We start from the raw sequence: 20453 nt of genomic DNA, 5'->3' as shown, positions 1-20453 counted from the left end.
ATTATCGCCCTCCGAGTTTCAGACGAACCCTTGTGGGGTTGAAGCCGTTCTTCGGTCGAGTCACGAAACGGACCTCCGTCGTTTCAGACGAACCCTTGTGGGGTTGAAGCATCACGTCCGATGCTCGAACCTCACTCATAGTGATGGTTTCAGACGAACCCTTGTGGGGTTGAAGCTACGCATACGATATATATAAATGGACAACCCCCCTAGTTTCAGACGAACCCTTGTGGGGTTGAAGCTCTCTGTCATGGTTACCTGTGCAGTCGCTGTTTTGCCCGTTTCAGACGAACCCTTGTGGGGTTGAAGCCTGGCGAAGGTCGGCTTTGGTCTCGAGTTCGACGTCGTTTCAGACGAACCCTTGTGGGGTTGAAGCTGAATCATACGACAACTACTCACAGTGATGTGAGGTTGTTTCAGACGAACCCTTGTGGGGTTGAAGCATCTTCAGTGTACCAATACGATTCGAAGATCATCGAGTTTCAGACGAACCCTTGTGGGGTTGAAGCATCAACGACGAGCTGGAATACGTTCTCGACGACGTTTCAGACGAACCCTTGTGGGGTTGAAGCCTTACTGCGTGATAGTGGGGTTTCCCGTTATAACATCGTTTCAGACGAACCCTTGTGGGGTTGAAGCTGACTATTTCCGAGTGGGTAAGGCCAGTGATTACAGTTTCAGACGAACCCTTGTGGGGTTGAAGCGCAATGGAGGACACCAGATAACATGAACGTCACAATCGTTTCAGACGAACCCTTGTGGGGTTGAAGCGTCAACATCACCGCACCTCCTCGACGTCCTCCTCGGTTTCAGACGAACCCTTGTGGGGTTGAAGCAAGGCGGCGAAGTGGGGCGCCGAGACGGTCGGCGGGTTTCAGACGAACCCTTGTGGGGTTGAAGCTGTACGTTTGACGGCGGATTTTTGTGCGTTGGGGCAGTTTCAGACGAACCCTTGTGGGGTTGAAGCAACCCAATGGAATCAGATATAGACTGAGTTTTTCGGGGTTTCAGACGAACCCTTGTGGGGTTGAAGCTCCGGTCGTAACAGTTTCATGCGGTTGCGTTGTAGTCGTTTCAGACGAACCCTTGTGGGGTTGAAGCTCGAATGGTGTCAAGATCGAACCAGTAGTTCGGGTTTCAGACGAACCCTTGTGGGGTTGAAGCGGTCCTGCGAGTACCGTCTCGTGGGAGTTCGAAATCGTTTCAGACGAACCCTTGTGGGGTTGAAGCGAACGCTCGAGGACCTTGGCTACACGGCGTCGTGGCAGAGTTTCAGACGAACCCTTGTGGGGTTGAAGCAGCCGGAAACACACCGTGACACCCCAGACGAAACGGTTTCAGACGAACCCTTGTGGGGTTGAAGCGCGGCGACGCCCTCGAGACACAGGCACTCGAGGCGAGTTTCAGACGAACCCTTGTGGGGTTGAAGCGGGATCGTCGCGGTCATCCCTGCCTGGATGTTCTTGTTTCAGACGAACCCTTGTGGGGTTGAAGCGTCGAGTTGCCCCTCAAGCGTGTGGAGGGCGTCGCGCGTTTCAGACGAACCCTTGTGGGGTTGAAGCCCGTGCTGACGTTCGCGATCGTGGCCGGAGCGATCGTTTCAGACGAACCCTTGTGGGGTTGAAGCGAGTTCAGTGTCGGTGTGCATTGTGTTTCTCCTCATCTGTTTCAGACGAACCCTTGTGGGGTTGAAGCAACTGATACGCATTTGTCTCTGCTAAGGCGTATCGTTTCAGACGAACCCTTGTGGGGTTGAAGCGTTGTTTCGTCTCCAATCCCCGAATCCATGATGGTTTCAGACGAACCCTTGTGGGGTTGAAGCCGCCGACGCTCGCCCGTCTCGAGGATGCGCGGCTGTTTCAGACGAACCCTTGTGGGGTTGAAGCGTCTGCGTACTGTCCAGCGGTGCTGTCTAAGTCTAGTTTCAGACGAACCCTTGTGGGGTTGAAGCGGGTTGTGTGCAAGGAATCGGTAATCCTTTGCCGTTGTTTCAGACGAACCCTTGTGGGGTTGAAGCTCGTGACTCAAACGGTCGGCAATCTTGGTACTATCGTTTCAGACGAACCCTTGTGGGGTTGAAGCGTCGTCAAGGGCTGCCAGCATTAGCCCGTTAAACCGGTTTCAGACGAACCCTTGTGGGGTTGAAGCGCGGACAACGATGGCCGAGAAGTGATTTATGTTCCAGTTTCAGACGAACCCTTGTGGGGTTGAAGCTGTCTCGCTCATGGTTTAAACTCACAAGCAACAGTGTTTCAGACGAACCCTTGTGGGGTTGAAGCACATTCCATAGCTCAATAGGAGTGCTATAGCAACTTGTTTCAGACGAACCCTTGTGGGGTTGAAGCCCCGTCAGTTGATCCACGGGCTTGTCTATCTCTCTCGTTTCAGACGAACCCTTGTGGGGTTGAAGCAACTTTCGCCGGGTTGGTGGGAACGGCCTAAGACTCGTTTCAGACGAACCCTTGTGGGGTTGAAGCCACTTGTTGAGCAATAGCCGAAGACGGGAAATGCTAGTTTCAGACGAACCCTTGTGGGGTTGAAGCTTCTTCGGCGCGGTCTTGTCCGGTAGCCTTTGCTCTGTTTCAGACGAACCCTTGTGGGGTTGAAGCACCACACGGACCCGGACGGATACGGTCCCGCTGACCGTTTCAGACGAACCCTTGTGGGGTTGAAGCCGCCGACGCTCGCCCGTCTCGAGGATGCGCGGCTGTTTCAGACGAACCCTTGTGGGGTTGAAGCGTACCTCTATCTCCACACGGGCACGCTCTCTCGCCTGGTTTCAGACGAACCCTTGTGGGGTTGAAGCCAAGACAAAATCCAACAGGAGTTAGCGACCGTCGAAGCGTTTCAGACGAACCCTTGTGGGGTTGAAGCGCCAGACCTCGAGATCGAGGTCGTCGACGAGCGTCGTTTCAGACGAACCCTTGTGGGGTTGAAGCGGGTTTACGACGACGTGTATGCCCGCTTCGATGGAGTTTCAGACGAACCCTTGTGGGGTTGAAGCCACTGGCTCGAGGGACTCGAGCGTGTTGGGTCCGTGTTTCAGACGAACCCTTGTGGGGTTGAAGCGCACAACTCGATGACGCAGCCCGAGACCGAGCGGTTTCAGACGAACCCTTGTGGGGTTGAAGCGAAGCTCTACCACGTGGCGCGCACGTCCAAGAGAGTTTCAGACGAACCCTTGTGGGGTTGAAGCGAGCTGTTTCACGGCCGCTTTGATGACACCAGCCGGTTTCAGACGAACCCTTGTGGGGTTGAAGCGGGCAACGAGTTCGACGAATCCCGGAATCACGGCCGTTTCAGACGAACCCTTGTGGGGTTGAAGCTGGAATGCACTCGACCACGGAGCAACGTCCATCGTTTCAGACGAACCCTTGTGGGGTTGAAGCACCAACCACTTAACTGATGCGTCCTCGGTCGCAAACAGTTTCAGACGAACCCTTGTGGGGTTGAAGCGCGTTCTACGGTACTGGTGTCTGATTCACCACGGTAGAGTTTCAGACGAACCCTTGTGGGGTTGAAGCCAAATCTGAGCCGCTGCCTGCATCGCGGCCTGGTTGTTTCAGACGAACCCTTGTGGGGTTGAAGCATCGGACGCGGACCTCGCGCTGTGCCAAGGCTCTAGGTTTCAGACGAACCCTTGTGGGGTTGAAGCCTGCGTCTCTCCGCTGCGGGCGGGGTTCGACATGAGGGTTTCAGACGAACCCTTGTGGGGTTGAAGCGAATCCGGGGCGGGGCGTGTGCGGCCAACTCGGCCGCGTTTCAGACGAACCCTTGTGGGGTTGAAGCTCGCACCATCGGCTCAGTCCGTCACCCCGTACGGCGGTTTCAGACGAACCCTTGTGGGGTTGAAGCCGACCCTCTTGGACCAATCGTGGCCGATGATTCGGCGTTTCAGACGAACCCTTGTGGGGTTGAAGCCTGGGAGTTCGCCTCGAAGAAGTCGTAGGCCTCGCGTTTCAGACGAACCCTTGTGGGGTTGAAGCGTCCAGGACGTCTACGACGCACTCGATGCGGGAGTTTCAGACGAACCCTTGTGGGGTTGAAGCTCTGTGTGGTCGGTATCGACTCTGGGGAGGAGTTATCGTTTCAGACGAACCCTTGTGGGGTTGAAGCGTCGATCGAAGGAGAATACGACCCAGATCGGGAGTTTCAGACGAACCCTTGTGGGGTTGAAGCCCGTACGAGGGGAGCGACGGACTTCGGATCGTGGCCGGTTTCAGACGAACCCTTGTGGGGTTGAAGCCGCCGCGGGTTCGGTGACGCGATGGATCGCGTTCACCGTTTCAGACGAACCCTTGTGGGGTTGAAGCAGTCCTGCGAGTAAAAGGTCGGATGCGCCGTACTGTTGTTTCAGACGAACCCTTGTGGGGTTGAAGCCACCAGCCTCTCGGTGACTGGTATCCGGCCGGGGTTTCAGACGAACCCTTGTGGGGTTGAAGCTCGGCGTAGGATTCGTGCGTCCGAAGCGTCCACGTTTCAGACGAACCCTTGTGGGGTTGAAGCCATCCTCACGGCCGGTTGCGGCGCTTAGTGCGCCAGTTTCAGACGAACCCTTGTGGGGTTGAAGCCGATCGAGGAGGACGAGTGTGGCAACGCCGTTGACATCGTTTCAGACGAACCCTTGTGGGGTTGAAGCATGTTGTTACACCGTCGGAGTATCTCGCTTCCAGTTTCAGACGAACCCTTGTGGGGTTGAAGCACCCGTCGGGGTACTATCCCACATACGCGTACGCGTGTTTCAGACGAACCCTTGTGGGGTTGAAGCGGGACATTATCGCCATTATTTAACAGATCGATTAGAGTTTCAGACGAACCCTCGTGGGGGTGAATCGCCGCTTCCCAGTTCGTTTTTACGCTCCGTCGATGAACGGGTGGTATGGAGTACGTCACCCTCGGAAACACGGGCACGACCGTCTCGAGACTCTGTTACGGAACCTGGCGATTCGGCAAGCAGACCGGCGACGTCGTCGAGACGAATCGCGAGGAAGCCCACGAGATTCTCGATGCCTGCTGGGACCACGGCATCAACTTCATCGACACCGCCAACGTCTACGGCGATCCGGACGGAACCAGCGAGGAGTACATCGGCGAGTGGCTCGCAGACTACGACCGCGAGGACTTCGTCATCGCCTCGAAGGTCTACTTCCCCTTCGACGGCTGGGGCGAACCCGGACCGAACGACTCCGGCCTGGGACGAAAGCACATCCGCGCACAGATCGAGGGCACCTTAGAGCGCCTCGGCACCGACTACCTCGACCTCTACTACATCCACCGCTGGGACGACGACACCCCCATCCGCGAGACCCTCGAGACCCTCACCGGTCTCGTCGACGAGGGGAAAGTCAACTACCTCGGAGCCTCGAGCATGGCCGCCTGGCAGCTCACCAAGGCGCTCTGGACCAGCGACGTCGAGGGGCTGGCGCGTTTCGATGTCACCCAGCCGCGGGTCAACGCCGCCTACTATGGGGAGGTGAGCGAGTATCTGGCAGTCTGTGCCGACCAGGACCTCGCCGTCTGTCCGTACTCGCCGCTCGAGGGTGGCTTCCTCACCGGCAAGTACGAGCGCGCGGGCAACGATCCGAGTGAGGTCATCGCGCCCGATGGCTCCCGGGGCAGCCTGAGCGGCCTGTCGGTCGGCGAGCGCGAGTGGGCAGTCCTCGAAGCCGTCGACGCCGTCGCCGACGAACTCGACGCCTCGCCCGCGCAGGTCTCGCTGCGCTGGCTGATGGAGCAGTCGGCGTTCACCTGCATCCCGATTATCGGCGCCCGGACGCCCGCCCAGCTCGAGGAGAACGTCGGCGCGGTCGGTCTCGAGTTGAGCGACGAGCAGTTCGACCGCATCGAAGCGGCGCGCCACCCCGACGAGTAACGAGGGAGTTCACTCGAGGGGCGGATTCTCGGGTACAATCGCGAGCAGAATCAGGGGCAGCTTTCGAACCACTGGCACGCGCCGGTCGGAGCGGCCCGTCGGTGTGGAATCGATGACCTGGTGAAACAGTGTCGTTCAAAGAGGTCCGTTAGAGGACGAGCGCGTCGACCAGGACGGCGATCAGGATCGCGCCGAGGAAGGCGTTCGAGGCGTGAAACGAGCGGAAGGCGGCGCGTTCGGTCTGCTCGAAGTGGAGCGTCACGGCCGCCCAGAGGAAGAGACCGCCGAAGAGGGCGACCGTCGCGGCGTAGAGCGCGCCGAGGTCGGTGATCCAGGCGAGACCGATCGTGCCGACGAGCGTCGCGCCGATGTAGTAGACGATGTGTTTTCGCGTCACCGTCTCCCCGCGCACCACCGGAAGCATCGGGAAGCCACCGCGGGCGTAGTCGTCCTGGTAGGCGAGTGCGAGGTTGTAGAAGTGGGCGGGCGTCCAGAGGAAGATGACGCCGGCGAGTGCGAGCGCGGGGAGACCGATCTCGTTGGTGACGGCCGCCCAGCCGATGAGCGCGGGCAGCGCACCTGCAGCCCCGCCGAGAACCGTGTTCTGTACGGTGTGTGGTTTGAGCAACAGCGTGTAGACGACGCTGTAGAAGAGAATCGCCGCGAGACCGAGCGCGGCGGCGAGTGCGTTGATCGTCAGGAACGCCGTCATCGAGGCGGCGGTCAGAAACAGCCCGAAGATCAGCGCGTTCCTGACGGGGACCAGCTCCGTCGCGAGCGGGCGGTCCGCGGTGCGAGACATTCGCTGGTCGACGTCGCGCTCGAGGACGTGGTTGAAGGTTCCGGAGGCACCGATAGCGAGGACGCCGCCGCCGAGGGTGGCGACGATGGTCTCGGCGCGGAGGTCAGAGCCGGCGGCGAGCGCCATCCCGGCGGCGGCGACGAGACAGAGCAGCCACATCAGCCGCGGCTTCATCATCTTGAAGTAGGCGAAGGCGGTCAGGCGCGCCCTGGCGAGGCGGGCTGTTGGAATCACCCGTGGCTCCGGCGACTCCTCGGCCGAGAGCGGTTCCGGCGTCCGCTCGAGTCGGTCGTCGTCGCTCCCAGTCGCAATCTCGAGGTCCCAGGCGAGGGCGGCGACGACGCCGGTGAAGATGACGAGACCGAGCGCGAGGTGGAGACCGGGGACGAGCGCGGCGGGACCGACCGTGGCGGTGAGCGCGCCGACGGCGACCTGGACGGCGTAGAGGGCGAGCGAGGCGAGGAGGGCGAGGCGGACGCGGCGCGTCGTCGAGCCGAAGAGAGCGGCGGCGGCCGAGACGAGGACGAGTGCGCCGACGACCACGGCCGCGAGACGGTGGCCCCAGGCGATGGCGAGTTCGGTCTGGCTGAGCGCCGTCGGTGTGTGACAGGTCGGCCAGGTCGAGCACGCCGCGGCGGCGTCGGTGAGTGAGGTCGTGGCGCCGACGATCAACAGCACGTAGACGCCGACGGCGGTGGCTGTCAGCAGCGCTGAAAAGCGCGTCTGCGTCCGGATCGGACGCGGAAATTCCGACGACACGGTATCTAGGTGAGGGTTCGAGCGGGCGTACTTAGGGTTCCCGCTTTCGGTTTTCGTGACTGAGCGCGACTGGCTGGCACGCCCCCGATCTGTGGGCCCGAGGGGACGCGAGAACAGTGGCGTGACGCGAGTCCGGTGCCAGATGCGAGTCCGGTACGTCGACCACCTAGCTAACAACAGACTCACGTTCCAGTGACGGCGTCGCCATCGGCCCCGGCGGCCCAGCGGATGCCGCGGGCGAGGACCGTCCGGACCTGGCCGTGCTCGAGCGCCGACCGGCCGTGGCCTGACTGGTAACAGAACACGCGTGAGTCGCGATACTGGCGCGTCCACGCGATGGCGTCCGCGCTCCGCTCGTGGTCGGTGGTGAGCAGGAGCGTGCTGTCGGCGTCGGGTTCGTCCATCTCGTAGGTCTCGTCGACGTACTCGAACGAGGGGAGTCCCGCCGTGATGGGGTGGTCCGGACTCGCCAGGTCGACCCGCACGCGCTGGTCGAAGTGGTAGTCGCTGTTCGAGTCGCCGGGGAGACCGCAGACGGCGGTCCACTCGTCCATCTCGGGGAAGGCGAGCACGCCGTGGTGTAAGGCGACGATGCCGAGACCGCCGGCGGTGATCTCGCACACCGTCTCTCGAGCCTTCCGTGCGAACTCCTCGGTGAGGTCGACGCAGTAGCCGTGGCCGTGGTAGTTGTAGAACACCGCGGCGTCGTAGCGCTCGCAGGCGTCGCCGTCGTTCGCCACGAACGAGGGGAGATCCTGCGGGTACGCACGGATTCCATCCATCGAATCGAACGCCTCGAGCGTGGCCGGGACGTCGATGGGGTGGCCGCCGAGAACCAGCGCGACGTGGAGTGTGTCGGTCGACATGTGGCCACCCACGGAGTCGGGAGCGATAATCACACCGCTCGCGGCAGGTGGGTGGTGGCGGGTCGCTCGAGTAAGGTCTCAGGGAGCGGACTCGAGCGCGTCGACCATCGAGGCCAACAGCCAGAGAACGGCGAGGACCGTAATCGCGATACCGACCCAGAACGCGAGCCAGACGACACTGCTGTCGTCGAGGGCGAACGCGAGGACGAAGCCGAGGACGAGGGCGATGACGGGAAGCCCGACGATCGTTCGCCTGATCCGGAGGAGGTGTGTCGAGGACATGAGCCATCCATCTCGAGAGAACCTGGTAGTGCTGTCGATGTGGGGTGTCGGTCGCCGGCCGCGCCGTCACCAAGACGTCACTGTCACGTCGCGCAGCGGGCGCGCCATCGGAATCTCGACCTGGCCGCCGGTGTGGTGAGAGAGGTAGAGACCGACGATGATCTCGAGCGAGCGCGTCGCCTCGCGTCCGCTCGAGGCGTTCTCTGCCTCACCTTCGAGGACGTCGACAACGTGGCCCGCGGCGGCGGCGAACGCCCGCTGGTAGTCGTCCTCCCAGGTCCACGCGCCCTCGATGCCGGGGAGGGGTTCTTCGACGTGCTCGCCGTCGACGAGTCGCCAGTAGCGCCACTCGCCGTCGTCGTTGTTCGTGTAGAGTTTGCCCTTCGTCCCGACGAAGGTGAGCGCCATCGAGGAGATGGCTCGCGGGAGGGTGCAGTCGATGGTTACGAACGTGCCGTCGTCCATCACGACGAAGCCGCCGCCGCCAGCGTCGTCGACCTGCTGGCCCGCCTCGAGCGTCTCGACCGCCTCGTTCTCGCCGGTGATGTAGCCGGAGACGGTCGCCGCTCGAGCGTCGAGGAGGTAGACCAGCGTATCGAGGAGGTGTGTCGAATTGCGCAGGAGTTCCATGCGGAACTGAGTGCTCACCGAGCGGACCTCCCCGAGGATGTCTTCGTCCTGGATCAGCGTGCGGAGGCGTCTGAGCTTCTCGGTGAACCGAAACGAGTGGTTGACCAGCAGTTCGGTGTCGGTCTCCTCACAGACGGCGACCATCTCCATCGCGGCGCTGACCTGCGAGGCGATCGGTTTCTCACACCAGATGAGGTCCGGACTCGCCGGAGAGCGCGCCGCGTCGATCACGTGTTCGTGGTGGAGAAACGACGGCGTACAGACCGACACCACGTCCAGGTCTTCGGTCTCGAGCATCGCCTCGTGGCCGAGGTAGCGCCGATCCGGTGGAATCTCCCACGCCTCGCCGAAGCGCTCGAGTGTGTCTTCGTCGACGTCGGCGACCGCCACCAACTCGATGCCGTCGGTGGCGTGGTAGCCGCCCGCGTGACTCGCCTCGATCTTCGAGCGTCCGATCTCGGACTCGTCGTGCATGCCGAGGATGCCCATGCCTGCGATGCCGCCGGTGCCGATGATTCCTGCTCGGTAGGTCATGTGTTCACCTCACTCGTAGACGTGCAGCGACCCGGTCGCGTTCGCCTCGATGTACTCCCAGTCGTACTCGACGCCGAGACCCGGCCCGTCGGGGACGGGCACACGGCCGTTCGCGTCGACCGCGTCGATCGCATCCGAGTAGCCACCCGCGTAGACCGGCGGCGAGGTGTTCTCGCAGTCGGGGTGGACCAGCGCGAGTTCGTAGTAGTTCGCGTTGCGCGTCGCCGCGATACAGTGGCGCTGGGCGGGTCCCGGTGCGTGGAACTCGACGTCGAGACCGAACGCCTCGGCCATCCGTGCGATCTTCATCGCGCCGGTGATCCCCGCGTCGTACTCCGGGTCGGCCCGGACGAAGTCGGTCGCCTCGGCGGCGACGAAGTCCGCGTGCGCCTCGAGTCCGCGGACGTGTTCGGTCTGGAGGATCGGCGTCTCGAGCAGCGAGGCGAGTCTGCGGTGGCCGTGCTGGGAGATGCCGCCGTCGCGGTAGGGGTCTTCGTACCAGAGAAAGCCCTGCTCGTCGAGTTCCCGGCCGACTTTCAGCGCGTCGGCGAACGTCTCGTACTCGCAGGCCGGATCGTACATGAGGTCCATCTCGTCGCCGACGCGCTCGCCGACGGCGCGCGCGGTTTCGACCTCGCGGCCGATGTCTCGAGCGGCGTCGCTCCCACCCCAGCCGTGGATCTTGTAGCCGGGGTAGCCCAGGTCGAGACACGCCTCGGCGAAATCGGCGAACGCCTCGGGCGAGTCGAGACCGCCGTTGTCGTCGGCGTGGTAGGTAGAGGCGTAGGCGGGGAGTGCCGTCCGGTAGGTGCCGAGCAGTTCGTGAATCGGCGCGTCGTAGTACTTCCCGGCGAGGTCCCAGAGTGCGATGTCGATCGGACCCATGCCCATGCGGTCGTACTTTCTGAGGGCGCGTTTGATCTCGCTCCAGTGGCGCTCGCGCTCGAGTGGGTTCGTCCCGACCAGGTAGTCGGCGAAGGTGTTGATCTGGGCGGCAGCGGGTGAGTTGCCGCCGACGTACTCGCCGGTGACGCCCGCGTCGGTGTGAATCGAGAGGGCGAACAGCTTCCGCCAGGTCGTCTCGCCGGGGTCGTAGACGAGGTTGAAGCCGTTACCGTCGGTGCCAACGTCCTCGAGCGGGTAGCGAAACTCCCGGCTCTCGATGCGGGTGATCGTCGGAGCCATACCACGACAACCGAATGCGGAGGGATAAAGCTCCCCTCGGCGGATAACGGCGTGGGGTTTCGAGGGCCGTGGAAGTCGAGACTGCCCCAACGACAAGCGTTTTGACGGCGGCGGGTAACGGAGCGAGTATGCGCCGCGTTCGATTCCGTGACCCCGCAGGGACAGTTCGCCACGGCGAGTGGACCGACGACGGACTCAGCTTCGCCGGAGAGAGCTACGACCCCGACGCGGTCGACGTGCTCCCGCCGACCGAGCCGAGTAAGATCGTCTGCGTCGGCCTGAACTACGCAGACCACGCCGAGGAGTCGGGGATGGAGGTCCCAGACCGCCCGCTGCTCTTTCTGAAGCCACCGAACACGCTGGCGGGCCACGGCGACACCGTCACCCTCCCGGCCGGGAAAGAACGCGTCGAGTTCGAAGCCGAGATCGCCATCGTCATCGGCGAGCAGTGTCGAAACGTCGCCGCCGAGAACGCCGAGTCGGTCGTCGCGGGCTTTACCTGCCTGAACGACATCTCGAACCGCGACGACCAGCGCGTCGAGCAGAACTGGGTGCGCGGAAAGGCCTTCGACAACGCCGCCCCGGTCGGTCCCGTCCTCGCGACACCCGACGAGGTACCCGCAGACGCCGCTGTGGAACTCCGCGTCAACGGCGAGACCCGCCAGTCCTCCTCGCGTAGCGAGTGGATCTTCTCGCTCGAGGAACTGATCGAGGAGATCACGACCTACATGACGCTCGAGCCGGGCGACCTCATCTCGACCGGCACCCCGGCAGGCGTCGGCCCCCTCGCCGACGGCGATACGGTCGAGGTCGAAGTCGAGGGTGTCGGCGTCCTCGAGCACGACGTTCGCGCGCCGTAACCTCAGAGCGACGGGCCAGCGCGCTCGATGGCGAACGACGTCACACCGTGTACTTCTGCCCGCGAGGGTGTTCCCGACGCGACGGCGAGCACCCGCGCTGTGAGGTCGTCGGCCGTCGCCGTCCGCGCGTCGACGTCGATGTCGTCGGAGACGGCCGCGAGCGTCTCCGGGGTCGCACAGACTTTCACCACGGGTGCGAGCGGGTGGCCGGTCGGAATCCCGTCGCCGGTAACGTGGACGACGAGGTGACAGCCAGCGGCGACGAGACCCGTCGTAGCCTCCTCGAACCGCGAGGCGGTGTCGACGAACGCGAGACGCGACGCCGGGGCAGGCTGGGTGCCGTACTCGAGTAACTCGTCGATCGGTGCCGACCCCCAGAGGGTCGCGAGGCCGTCGGGGGTGAGACCATCCGCCCGGTGGCGAATCCGGGGCGCTCTCGGCGGTCCGCTCCGCTCGCGCTCGAGGACGGTCTCGAGGTCGAGCGAGCCACCGTCGGCGCTCGCCGTCCACTCGCGGGCGCTCTCGGGGTGGGCCGCGAGGCGTTCCGTTCCGGCGAGGACGACCCGGCCACCGGCGTCGAGGACGCGCTCGACGAACGCGCCGACGAGCGGTTCGGCGGTCTCGAGCGTCGCCTCGGTCAGGTCGGTGCTCACGACGCCGACCGTGAGCTCTCCGAGCGATGGCTCAGCGGCTGGCTCGCGCCCGTCGGCGGCGGCTCTGAGTTCGGCAGCGTACTCGCGGCCGCGCTCGAGACAGGCGTCCGTCCCGCCGACACCCTGAATCGAGAGCTCGCGAACCGGGACGGTCCCCTCGAGCGCGGCGGCGACGGCGCTGCTCTGGACGTGTTCACAGCCGAGACCGACGACGACGCAGCCAGCGACGTTCGGGTGGGCACCCATCGCGACGAGCGTCCGCTCGGTACGGTCGTTGTCCCGGCCGATCTGTGCACAGCCGTGGTCGTGTGGCGTCGCGACACAGCCCTCGACCGCTTCGGCGATGCGGTCGGCGACCGCGTGCGAGCAGATGACCGACGGCAGGACGAGGACGTGGTTTCGAACCGCGAGGGGTGTCGCCGCTCGATCGAACGGCGCTCGGCTCTCGAGCGGCCCGTCCGGATTACGGCGACTCATTTCGAATCCCCCTCGGCCTCCGCCTCCGCCTCTGCCTCCGTCGCGGTCGCCTTCCCGCGGACGCTATCGCAGTTGTGCGTGTGCACCCACGCGCCCGCCGGAATCGGGTCCGTCGCGACACCGATCGGTTCGCCGTACTTCCGAACCGCGTCGCCGGAATCGTGGCCGACGACAGCGACCTTGTGACCGAAGGGAACGTCCTCTCGGAGTTCGAGCCGGCCCTCGCCGTCCTCGAGTGTGAGCCACTCGCCAGCGCTCACGTCCTCGAGCAGCGTCACGACGGTGTCGGTCGGGTCGAGGCTGATCGCCGCCCGCGTGGCTGCGTCCCCCTCCGCCGCCTCGGGTTCGCCGGGGTCCGGCTCCGCGTCCCTGTCGGTCACGATAGCTCCCCCTCGAAGTAGCCCAGTTCGTTCGACTGGAGTTCGTTGATCGCGAACTCCTCGAGCCCGCGCATCTCGGCGGCGGTTGGCTGGCCGCTCGCCGTCTCGAGGATCGTCTCGAACAGCCGGTCGCCGACGCGCTCGAGCGAGTCGCCCTCGACGATGGTGCTGGCGTTGACGTCCATGTTCGCGGCCATGCGCGCCCAGGTCTGGGGGTTGCCACAGACCTTGACGACGGGCGAGATGGGGTTGCCGGTGGTGCTGCCACGGCCGGTGGTGAAGACGATCACCTGTGCGCCGCCGGCGACCTTGCCGGTGACGCTCTCGACGTCGTAGCCGGGGGTGTCCATCAGGACGAGTCCGCCGCCGACGGGGAGGCGCTCGCCGTAGCCGACGACGCCGCGGATCGGCGTCGTGCCGCCTTTCGAGATGGCACCGAGGCTCTTCTCCTCGATAGTGGTCAGCCCGCCCTCCTGGTTGCCCGGCGTCGGCTGAGCCCCACGGAGGTCCGCGCCCATCAGTTCGGCCGTCGCCTCGCGCCGGTCGACGTAGGCGAGTAAGCGGTCTCTGACCGCCTCGTCGGCACAGCGCTCGGCGAGAATGTGTTCGGCCCCGATGAACTCGGGGGTCTCGCTGAAACTCGCCGTCCCGCCCGCCTCGACGAGTCGGTCGCAGGCGTGGCCCACCGCCGGATTGGATGCCAGCCCGCTCGTCGCGTCACTCCCGCCACACTCGACGCCGAGGACGAGTTCGGCGACGTCGGCCGACTCCCGGCGGGCGTCGGCTGTCTCGTCTGCGAGGTCCGTCGCGAGGTCGACACCGCGCTCGAGTGCCGCCCGTGTGCCACCGGCTTCGCGAACCGAGAGCGTCTCGACCGGGCGGCCGGTCGCGGCGACGGCGTCGGCGAGCGCGTCGGTCTCGAGCGTCTCGGTGCCGAGTTCGACGACGAGCGTCGCCGCGACGTTCGGGTTCGTCGCGACGCCCTCGAGCACCCGCCGCGTCTGCTCGAGCGAGCGGTCGGGAGCGTCCGCCGAGAGCTGGTGTGGCGTCGCGTGGACACGGTCCGGTCCCGTGTGTGCGATCTGTGTCGCGATGGCGCTGACGGCGACCGAGAGCGGCACGACTGCGACGGTGTTCCTGACGCCGACGCGGCCGTCCGGACGGCGGTAGCCATCGAAAGAGTCCATACTCGTCTAGGGCCGGGACGCCAGTAAAACTGTTCGGGCAGCGAGTCCGGGTACTGTTACATCCCCATGTCGCGCGCGGCGTCGGGCACCGGCAGCGACGAGGGCGAGACGCCGAGGAGTTCGCCCACGTGGTCGAGCGCCATGTCGAGCCCGTAGTAGCGCTCGAGTTCGCCCTCGACGGCGTCGCGAACGGCGACCATCGCGTAGCCGTCGCGGTTCTGGGCGACCTCGACGGCCGTCCCCTCACGCTCGAACGCGAGGACGCGCTCGCGGTCGGTCTCGGCGTAGGTGGCGGTGATCCCGTCGGCTTCGCGGCGGTCGGTCCCGCTGGTGTCGGTCATGGGCGACCCTTTCGCGGCGAGGAAAGCCAAGGTGTCGGTTCGGCGCAGCGGGAGTGATTCGAGGCCCAGGTTGGATCCGTGACACGACCGACGGACCGATATCACTAAGCGAGCGGCTTCTCGAGTGGGTGTCGTGACGCGAACCGACGGCCACCCGGGTGAGCACGCGGAGCTACTCGAGGTGTTCACGCTCACGCGACCGGTCGCGGCCGCCTGGGTCGTCGTTTCCACCGTCGGCTTCTTCCTCGCGGCCTACCTCTTCGGGCTGATCTACGCCGTGATCGTCGGTGACCCACTCGAGCCGATCACCTTCTCCGTTGTGTCGCCGCTCGAGGCGTTTCTCGGCGTGGCGGTCCTCCTCGTCTTAGTCGGCTGCGTCGTGATCCCCCACGAGTTGCTCCACGGGGTCGCGATGGCCCACTACGGCGGCCGTCCGAGCTACGGCGTCGGTGTGAGTTACTTCGTCCTCCCGTACGCCTACGCGCGCAGCGACGCCGACTACGCACGCAACGAGTTGCTCGTCGTCCTGCTCGCCCCACTGGTCGTCATCTCGGCCGTCGGCGTCGCCCTCATGGCGCTCGTCCCCTCGCCGCTGTGGATCGTTCCCCTCGCGGCGAACGCCGCCGGATCGGTCGGCGACTGCTGGATGGCCGCCCGCCTCCTCGCCTACCCCTCGAGCGTCCGCGTCGGTGAGATTCCGGCGAGAGATGCGGCGGGCAGCGAGGCGGGCTTCGCCATCTACGGGTCGCGGGCGGAGCGTCGGCGACCCGCACTCGCGAGTCTCGCGAGTGCGTTCGTCACCGGTGGGGCGCTCACGCTCGTCGCCGTCTCGCTCGGTCTGTTCGCGCTGTTGGCCAACGCCCTCGTCTTCGGCGCAGGAACCGTCGTCATCGGCGACCCCGGGAGCTTCTGGTTTCTCTTCCGCCACGAACTCGACGCGAACGGTCCCGGCGCACATATCGAAGTCGGTGCGCCGCTGTTGCTCGCGCTGGCGACCGGTGGCGGTCTCCTCGCCGCTCTCGCTCGAGTCCTGCGGGATTCGTGACGGGCACACCGATCGCAACGCTCGAGAACGGGCGGGGCGTACACCGCACCATGACCAAGTGGCTCCAGAGCGGCCGTCGACGGGACCTGTGTGTGCTGCTCGCGGCGATGGGTGAGTGTCACGGCCAGCAGTTGAAGTCACGGCTCGAGACCCACTACGACGAGCGAATCGACCCCAAATCGTTCTACGGGTCGCTCTCGGCGCTGGTCGACGCCGGGTTCGTCGAGAAACGTACGGAGGGAATCTACGACGTCTACTCGCTGACGGACGCAGGTGAAGAGCGCGTACGCGAGCACGCGAGGTGGATGAACGACCGACTCGAGGAGTGAGCGAAACGAAAACTGGGGTGTTCTAGAGCAGTTCAGCCAACAGGATGGCAGCCAGTCCGAAGTAGATCACCAGCGCCGAGACGTCTTTGACGGTGGTGATCAGCGGGTCGGAGGCGGCGGCCGGGTCGAAGCCGAGTTTGTGCATCACCCACGGGATGACGTAGCCGAAGACGGAGGCGACGACACAGACCGAGACGAGCGCGATGAAGACGACCATCGCGAGTTCGGTCGCGTACGGCTCGTTTCGCTGCCAGAGGTAGGCCGCGCTCGCACCGACGGCACCGATGAGTAAGCCGATGAGCAGGCCGATCAGTCCCTCTCGAGCGAAGTAGCGCATCGCGTTCTTGTCGTCGATGTGCCCGAGGGCGAGACCACGGACGAAGATGGTCGACGCCTGCGTCCCGACGTTGCCACCCATGTCCATGATGACCGGGACGAAGAAGGCGAGCGCGACGACCGCCTCGAGCGTGTCCTCGTAGACTTCGATGACGCTCCCGGCGAGGAGACCGCCCGCGAGCGCGACGAGCAGCCACGGCATGCGCAGGCGGAGGATGCGCGGAATCGAGGACTCGAGGATGGTCGAACTGCGCGACTCCTCGACGTCCATCAGGGTGAACCCCGCACTCTTCATGATGTCTTCGGTCGCCTCCTCCTCGACGACGTCGAGCATGTCCTCGGTGCGGACGATACCGACGAGGCGGCCCTCGCCGTCGACGACGGGGAGCGCCGGGAAGTCGAGGTCGCTCATCTCGCTGGCGGCGACCTCCGGGTCCGCACCCGCACGCAGGGTGATGAGGTCCGTCGCCATGTGCTCAGAGACCAGCGTGTCCTCGGGAGCGTTCAGCAACTCACGCAGCGACATGACGCCGACGAGTCGGTCCTCGTCGTCGACGATGTAGAGGTAGTAGACGGTCGTCTCGCCGTCTTTCGGGGCGTAGGCACGGAACTGGTCGACGGCCATGCCCACGAAGGTGTCGTCGGTGACGGTGACGTACTCCTCGTCGGTGACTTCGCGAACCTCGTCGGCGTGCAGCGCCGTCGGCTCAGCGTCCTCCATACACCTCACCCCGGCTGTGCGAGCGAATCACGCCCGAGAACTCCCCTTCGAGCAGGTCGAGGACCAGTTCCTCGAGCGAGCGGCCGCGCTCGCGGGCAACGTCGGCGATTGCAGTGTCACTTCCACGTCGACTGAAGTGGGTCGTATTCAGCATGCGGTCGGACGGTTTCACCGGGGCTAAAAATATGTTTACATTCAGGTGCATTCGAGATGCGGTAGCACGAGGAGGGGCGTGGCGTGCCACGGTTCGAGCAGCTACTGACGGCTCCGGCCGTCGTCGTCCAGCCGCTCGGAGCAGTCGGGGATGTCCGATCACTCGAGCAGCCGGTGTCCGATGGTGTTGCGCAGCACCTCGCTCGTTCCCTCGTAGATCTCGTTGAGTTTCGCGTCGCGGTAGAAGCGTTCGGCGGGGAAGTCCGTCGTATGACATCCTCCCCGGCGTGAACGCCGGGGGTTCCTCACGCTGGGGGTCTCGGCTATGCCGATCCCACGGAGGCAACTTGCGGGTTTGTGCGCTCCTCGTTGGAACAAGCGTGTGGTGACGCTGATCATTCGTGGTCGTCCCACTTGAGGCGCACGGGCCGTGCCATCGGCCGTACTACGCTGCTGTGCCGTCTCAGGAACGTCTCGCTCGCCGTTAAGTCCGCGTGCCCGTCGAAGCCGCACGCGCAGGTGAGCGAGTCGCGGTGGCGCGTGGTTCGGTCGGTCGAACCGCAGTTCGGACACTCTTGGGAAGTCCACGCTTCCGACCGAACTTCGACCGTCATACCGTACTCCTCGGCGGTACACGCGAGGCGATTGATGAACGCCCGGAACGCCCAGAAGTTGTGCGTTTTCGCGTTCGCTCGAACGGACCACGACGTTTCGAGCACGTCGGTTAAGTCCCCGACGTACACCGTCGAAACGCCCTCGTCGTACAGGCGCTCGGTGAGGTCGCGGCAAAGCGTGTCCTGTGCGTGGTCGCGGCGGCGCGTTCGGCGTCGGTACAGACTTCGGATCTGCTTGCTGCTGTACCGGCCGTCCCGAAGCTTCGATTGAAGTTCGGCGATTCGGCGAGTCGTTTCGCGGAAGCGGTCGAACAGGCCGCGCCCTTCGTACAGATACTGCTGGCCGGTCGTCGTACTGCACGCGACGAGGTTGTTCGCACCGATGTCCAGAGCGGCTTCTTCCGAAGCCAGTGGTTGTGCCAGTCGAGAATTGTCGATTGTGACTGGCTGAAAGGCCCTGAACGTCTGTGCGGTCTCGTCGTAGTACAGTTCCAACCGTCCTTGTTTGTCGTACTCTTTCCAGTTCGGGTCGCCCCGAACTTCGAGGCGAAGCCGTTCCCGCGCCCCGAGACCGTACTCCTCTTTCAAGTCGCTGCCGACGAGGAGTTCGAGGCGTGAGTATTCGCCCCATTCGACCGAATACGACGTGTTTCGGATGTACGTCCGAAGGTCGCGCCCTTCGCGTTCGTTGCCCCAGAATCCGGGCGTGCCGTTGGCTTCGCCCTTCTTTTGGAGTGCGAAGAACGACCGCCACGCTTCGCGGTTCTTACGTTCGATTTGCTGAACCGTCGAAGCGCCGAGTGTGCCGCCGTATCGTCCGCGGTACTCGCTGATCTCCCAGACATCGCCGTCTGGGTCGGCGTAGTGTTGGCGGCGCTCGTAGTTGATTTCGTTCCAGAGAGCGGCTGAAGCGTCCAACAGCCGGCGAAGTAACTCCTCGTCCTGTTCGGACCGAGGCACGACTTCGAAGGTGTTGGTGCGCTTCATCGCCACAACATCTATACGTCCTTGCGTCAAATAAGTCTTCTGAGACGTATGAGACCAGCAATAGACATTTCCCACGGAACGCATGGAGACGTGAAGGATTACGCGGAGGCGAACGACCTTGATTTGTCCGAGGCGTATGAAGAACTGATTGCCGCCGGTTTCGCATCCGTTGAGACCCCGGACGGCAACTGACGCCGGTTGCGGAACGATTCTTACGCGATTCACGCCCGTTGAGCAAACCGAAGGTTTGCGATGCCCATCAGAACGCTTGCGTTCTGAGGACGCCGTAAACGACGGGACTCTCTCGCTGAATTAGGTAGCCGTAGCCGCCGTGGATCTGGATGCCCTCGTTGGCGACCTCTCGAGAGACCTCGCTCGCGAAGAGTTTCGCCTGTGCGGCCGCGGTGACGAACGGCTCGCCGCGACGTTTCTTGTCGGCCGCCCGGTGGGTGAGCAGCCTCGCCGCCTGGATCTTCGTCTCCATGTCCGCGAGTTTGTGCGTGATCGCCTGGAACTCGCCGATCGGGCGGCCGAACTGTTCGCGCTCGCTCGCGTAGGTCCGCGCCGCGTCGAACGCCGCCTGAGCGATGCCGACCCCACGGGCGGCGATGGTGATCCGGCCGCCGTTGAGCGTCTCGAGCGCCTGTCGGAAGCCCTCGCCCTCCTCGCCGAGGCGGCGGTCGCGTGGAATTCGGAGGTCGTCGAAGCGTAGTTCCGCCGTTGGACAGCCCTTGTCGCCGAGTTTCTCCTCGGTTCCTTCGACGACGAAGCCGTCGTCCTCGCCGGGTCTGACGACGAACGAGGAGAGCCCCCGCCGCCCGGCGTCCGGGTCGGTCGTCGCGAAGACGATCACCGTGTCGGCGACCGACCCGTTCGAGGTCCAGAGCTTTCCGCCGTCGAGGACGTAGGTCTCACCCTCGAGCGTCGCCGTCGTCTCCATCGCGGCGATGTCGCTGCCCGCGCCGGCCTCCGAGAGGGCGAACGCGCCGATGTCTTCGCCTTCGGCGAGCGGCCGCAGGTAGGTCTCTCGCTGCGTCTCGTCGCCGAACTCGTCGATCATCGCACCGGCGAGTGAGACGTGGGCGGCGACGACCGTCGCGAGACCACCGGAGCCACGGGTGATCTCCTCGAGCGCCACGACGTAGGCGTGCGGGTCGAGACCGGCGCCGCCGTCGGTCTCCGGAAACGGCATACCCATGAGTCCGAGGTCGGCCATCTCCGCGACCAGTTCGCGGGGGAACTCGTCGGTCTCGTCGATCTGGCTCGCGAGGGGGACAACCTCGTTGTCGACGAACGAGGCGACCATCTCGCGGACACCTTCCTGTTCGGGTGTCGGCTCGAAGTCCATGCACTCACACGCACGCGCCAGTCCATCACTGTTTCTCACGGCGGTGCGTGCGGATCGTGCACACGGCCGAACGGACGAACCCCGCCGCGACC

Annotated in this window: 17 protein-coding genes, 2 pseudogenes and 1 CRISPR repeat array (1 of these 20 cut by a window edge); of the genes and pseudogenes, 5 read left to right on the top strand and 14 right to left on the bottom strand. The window is 64.4% G+C overall.

What is annotated here, in order from left to right:
• Nucleotides 1–4834: a CRISPR direct-repeat array (repeat unit 30 nt; unit sequence GTTTCAGACGAACCCTTGTGGGGTTGAAGC); it reaches 444 nt to the left of the window's first position.
• A 45-nt stretch (nt 4835–4879) separates the two neighbouring features.
• The gene (locus tag N0B15_RS05990) at nt 4880–5872 is read left to right on the top strand and encodes an aldo/keto reductase (RefSeq protein ID WP_263018645.1); all 993 of its coding nucleotides are present in this window, start codon (nt 4880–4882) and stop codon (nt 5870–5872) included.
• Between the two features lie 148 nt (nt 5873–6020).
• Here N0B15_RS05990 and N0B15_RS05985 read toward each other — a convergent pair whose 3' ends face one another.
• The 5 genes from N0B15_RS05985 to N0B15_RS05965 all read right to left on the bottom strand — a co-directional run bounded on the left by N0B15_RS05985 (nt 6021) and on the right by N0B15_RS05965 (nt 10930).
• The gene (locus tag N0B15_RS05985; RefSeq protein ID WP_263018643.1) at nt 6021–7433 is read right to left on the bottom strand and encodes a heme o synthase; all 1413 of its coding nucleotides are present in this window, start codon (nt 7431–7433) and stop codon (nt 6021–6023) included.
• A gap of 182 nt (nt 7434–7615) precedes the next feature.
• A complete protein-coding gene (locus N0B15_RS05980; protein ID WP_263018642.1) occupies nt 7616–8299 on the bottom strand; it encodes a ThuA domain-containing protein in 684 nt (227 codons plus the stop codon).
• Between the two features lie 78 nt (nt 8300–8377).
• Nucleotides 8378–8581, bottom strand: a complete 204-nt coding sequence (locus N0B15_RS05975) for a hypothetical protein (protein WP_263018641.1) — start codon at nt 8579–8581, stop codon at nt 8378–8380.
• Nucleotides 8582–8647: 66 nt separating this feature from the next.
• Nucleotides 8648–9745 carry a Gfo/Idh/MocA family protein gene (locus N0B15_RS05970; RefSeq protein ID WP_263018639.1) on the bottom strand — a complete coding sequence of 366 codons (1098 nt, stop codon included), beginning with the start codon at nt 9743–9745 and terminating at the stop codon, nt 8648–8650.
• 9 nt (nt 9746–9754) lie between these two features.
• Nucleotides 9755–10930 carry a mandelate racemase family protein gene (locus tag N0B15_RS05965; RefSeq protein ID WP_263018637.1) on the bottom strand — a complete coding sequence of 392 codons (1176 nt, stop codon included), beginning with the start codon at nt 10928–10930 and terminating at the stop codon, nt 9755–9757.
• 128 nt (nt 10931–11058) lie between these two features.
• Here N0B15_RS05965 and N0B15_RS05960 point away from each other — a divergent pair, with 128 nt between their 5' ends.
• Complete coding sequence (locus N0B15_RS05960) at nt 11059–11790, top strand: fumarylacetoacetate hydrolase family protein (RefSeq protein ID WP_263018636.1); 732 nt, start codon at nt 11059–11061, stop codon at nt 11788–11790.
• Between the two features lie 2 nt (nt 11791–11792).
• Here N0B15_RS05960 and N0B15_RS05955 read toward each other — a convergent pair whose 3' ends face one another.
• From N0B15_RS05955 to N0B15_RS05940, 4 genes are read right to left on the bottom strand one after another with little or no spacing between them, the layout of a single operon-like run.
• Nucleotides 11793–12920, bottom strand: a complete 1128-nt coding sequence (locus tag N0B15_RS05955) for a UxaA family hydrolase (RefSeq protein WP_263018634.1) — start codon at nt 12918–12920, stop codon at nt 11793–11795.
• The gene (locus tag N0B15_RS05950) at nt 12917–13300 is read right to left on the bottom strand and encodes a UxaA family hydrolase (protein ID WP_263018633.1); all 384 of its coding nucleotides are present in this window, start codon (nt 13298–13300) and stop codon (nt 12917–12919) included. Before N0B15_RS05950 ends, N0B15_RS05955 begins: the two co-directional genes overlap by 4 nt.
• Nucleotides 13297–14487, bottom strand: a complete 1191-nt coding sequence (locus N0B15_RS05945; RefSeq protein ID WP_263018631.1) for a UxaA family hydrolase — start codon at nt 14485–14487, stop codon at nt 13297–13299. Before N0B15_RS05945 ends, N0B15_RS05950 begins: the two co-directional genes overlap by 4 nt.
• 56 nt (nt 14488–14543) lie before the next feature.
• The gene (locus tag N0B15_RS05940) at nt 14544–14828 is read right to left on the bottom strand and encodes a DUF7111 family protein (protein WP_263018630.1); all 285 of its coding nucleotides are present in this window, start codon (nt 14826–14828) and stop codon (nt 14544–14546) included.
• A gap of 133 nt (nt 14829–14961) precedes the next feature.
• On the opposite strand from N0B15_RS05940, the gene N0B15_RS05935 reads away from it, so the two are divergent.
• Together N0B15_RS05935 and N0B15_RS05930 are read left to right on the top strand one after the other, a co-directional pair.
• Nucleotides 14962–15873, top strand: coding sequence for a DUF3267 domain-containing protein (locus tag N0B15_RS05935; protein ID WP_263018628.1), 912 nt, complete (start codon nt 14962–14964; stop codon nt 15871–15873).
• A gap of 50 nt (nt 15874–15923) precedes the next feature.
• A complete protein-coding gene (locus N0B15_RS05930) occupies nt 15924–16202 on the top strand; it encodes a PadR family transcriptional regulator (RefSeq protein WP_263018627.1) in 279 nt (92 codons plus the stop codon).
• 22 nt (nt 16203–16224) lie between these two features.
• Here N0B15_RS05930 and mgtE read toward each other — a convergent pair whose 3' ends face one another.
• From mgtE to N0B15_RS05910, 4 genes and pseudogenes are all read right to left on the bottom strand, one after another.
• A complete protein-coding gene (gene mgtE / locus N0B15_RS05925) occupies nt 16225–17259 on the bottom strand; it encodes a magnesium transporter (RefSeq protein WP_263018625.1) in 1035 nt (344 codons plus the stop codon).
• Nucleotides 17246–17413 carry a hypothetical protein gene (locus tag N0B15_RS05920; RefSeq protein WP_263018623.1) on the bottom strand — a complete coding sequence of 56 codons (168 nt, stop codon included), beginning with the start codon at nt 17411–17413 and terminating at the stop codon, nt 17246–17248. The genes mgtE and N0B15_RS05920 overlap by 14 nt, the downstream gene beginning before the upstream one ends.
• A gap of 158 nt (nt 17414–17571) precedes the next feature.
• Nucleotides 17572–17685 (bottom strand): annotated as a pseudogene (locus tag N0B15_RS05915) (acyl-CoA dehydrogenase family protein); the annotation flags it as partial.
• A gap of 50 nt (nt 17686–17735) precedes the next feature.
• Nucleotides 17736–19013 (bottom strand): annotated as a pseudogene (locus tag N0B15_RS05910) (RNA-guided endonuclease InsQ/TnpB family protein).
• A gap of 48 nt (nt 19014–19061) precedes the next feature.
• On the opposite strand from N0B15_RS05910, the gene N0B15_RS05905 reads away from it, so the two are divergent.
• Nucleotides 19062–19205 carry a hypothetical protein gene (locus N0B15_RS05905; RefSeq protein ID WP_263018620.1) on the top strand — a complete coding sequence of 48 codons (144 nt, stop codon included), beginning with the start codon at nt 19062–19064 and terminating at the stop codon, nt 19203–19205.
• Nucleotides 19206–19272: 67 nt separating this feature from the next.
• Here the strand turns inward: N0B15_RS05905 and N0B15_RS05900 are convergent, their stop codons facing one another.
• A complete protein-coding gene (locus tag N0B15_RS05900) occupies nt 19273–20361 on the bottom strand; it encodes an acyl-CoA dehydrogenase family protein (RefSeq protein WP_263018619.1) in 1089 nt (362 codons plus the stop codon).
• Nucleotides 20362–20453 lie beyond the last annotated feature (92 nt).

Source organism: Natronobiforma cellulositropha, assembly GCF_025629245.1.
Classification (GTDB): Archaea; Halobacteriota; Halobacteria; order Halobacteriales; family Natrialbaceae; genus Natronobiforma; species Natronobiforma cellulositropha.
The sequence above is the reverse complement of the archived record's forward strand: the minus strand, read 5'-3'. Positions and strand labels throughout refer to the sequence as shown.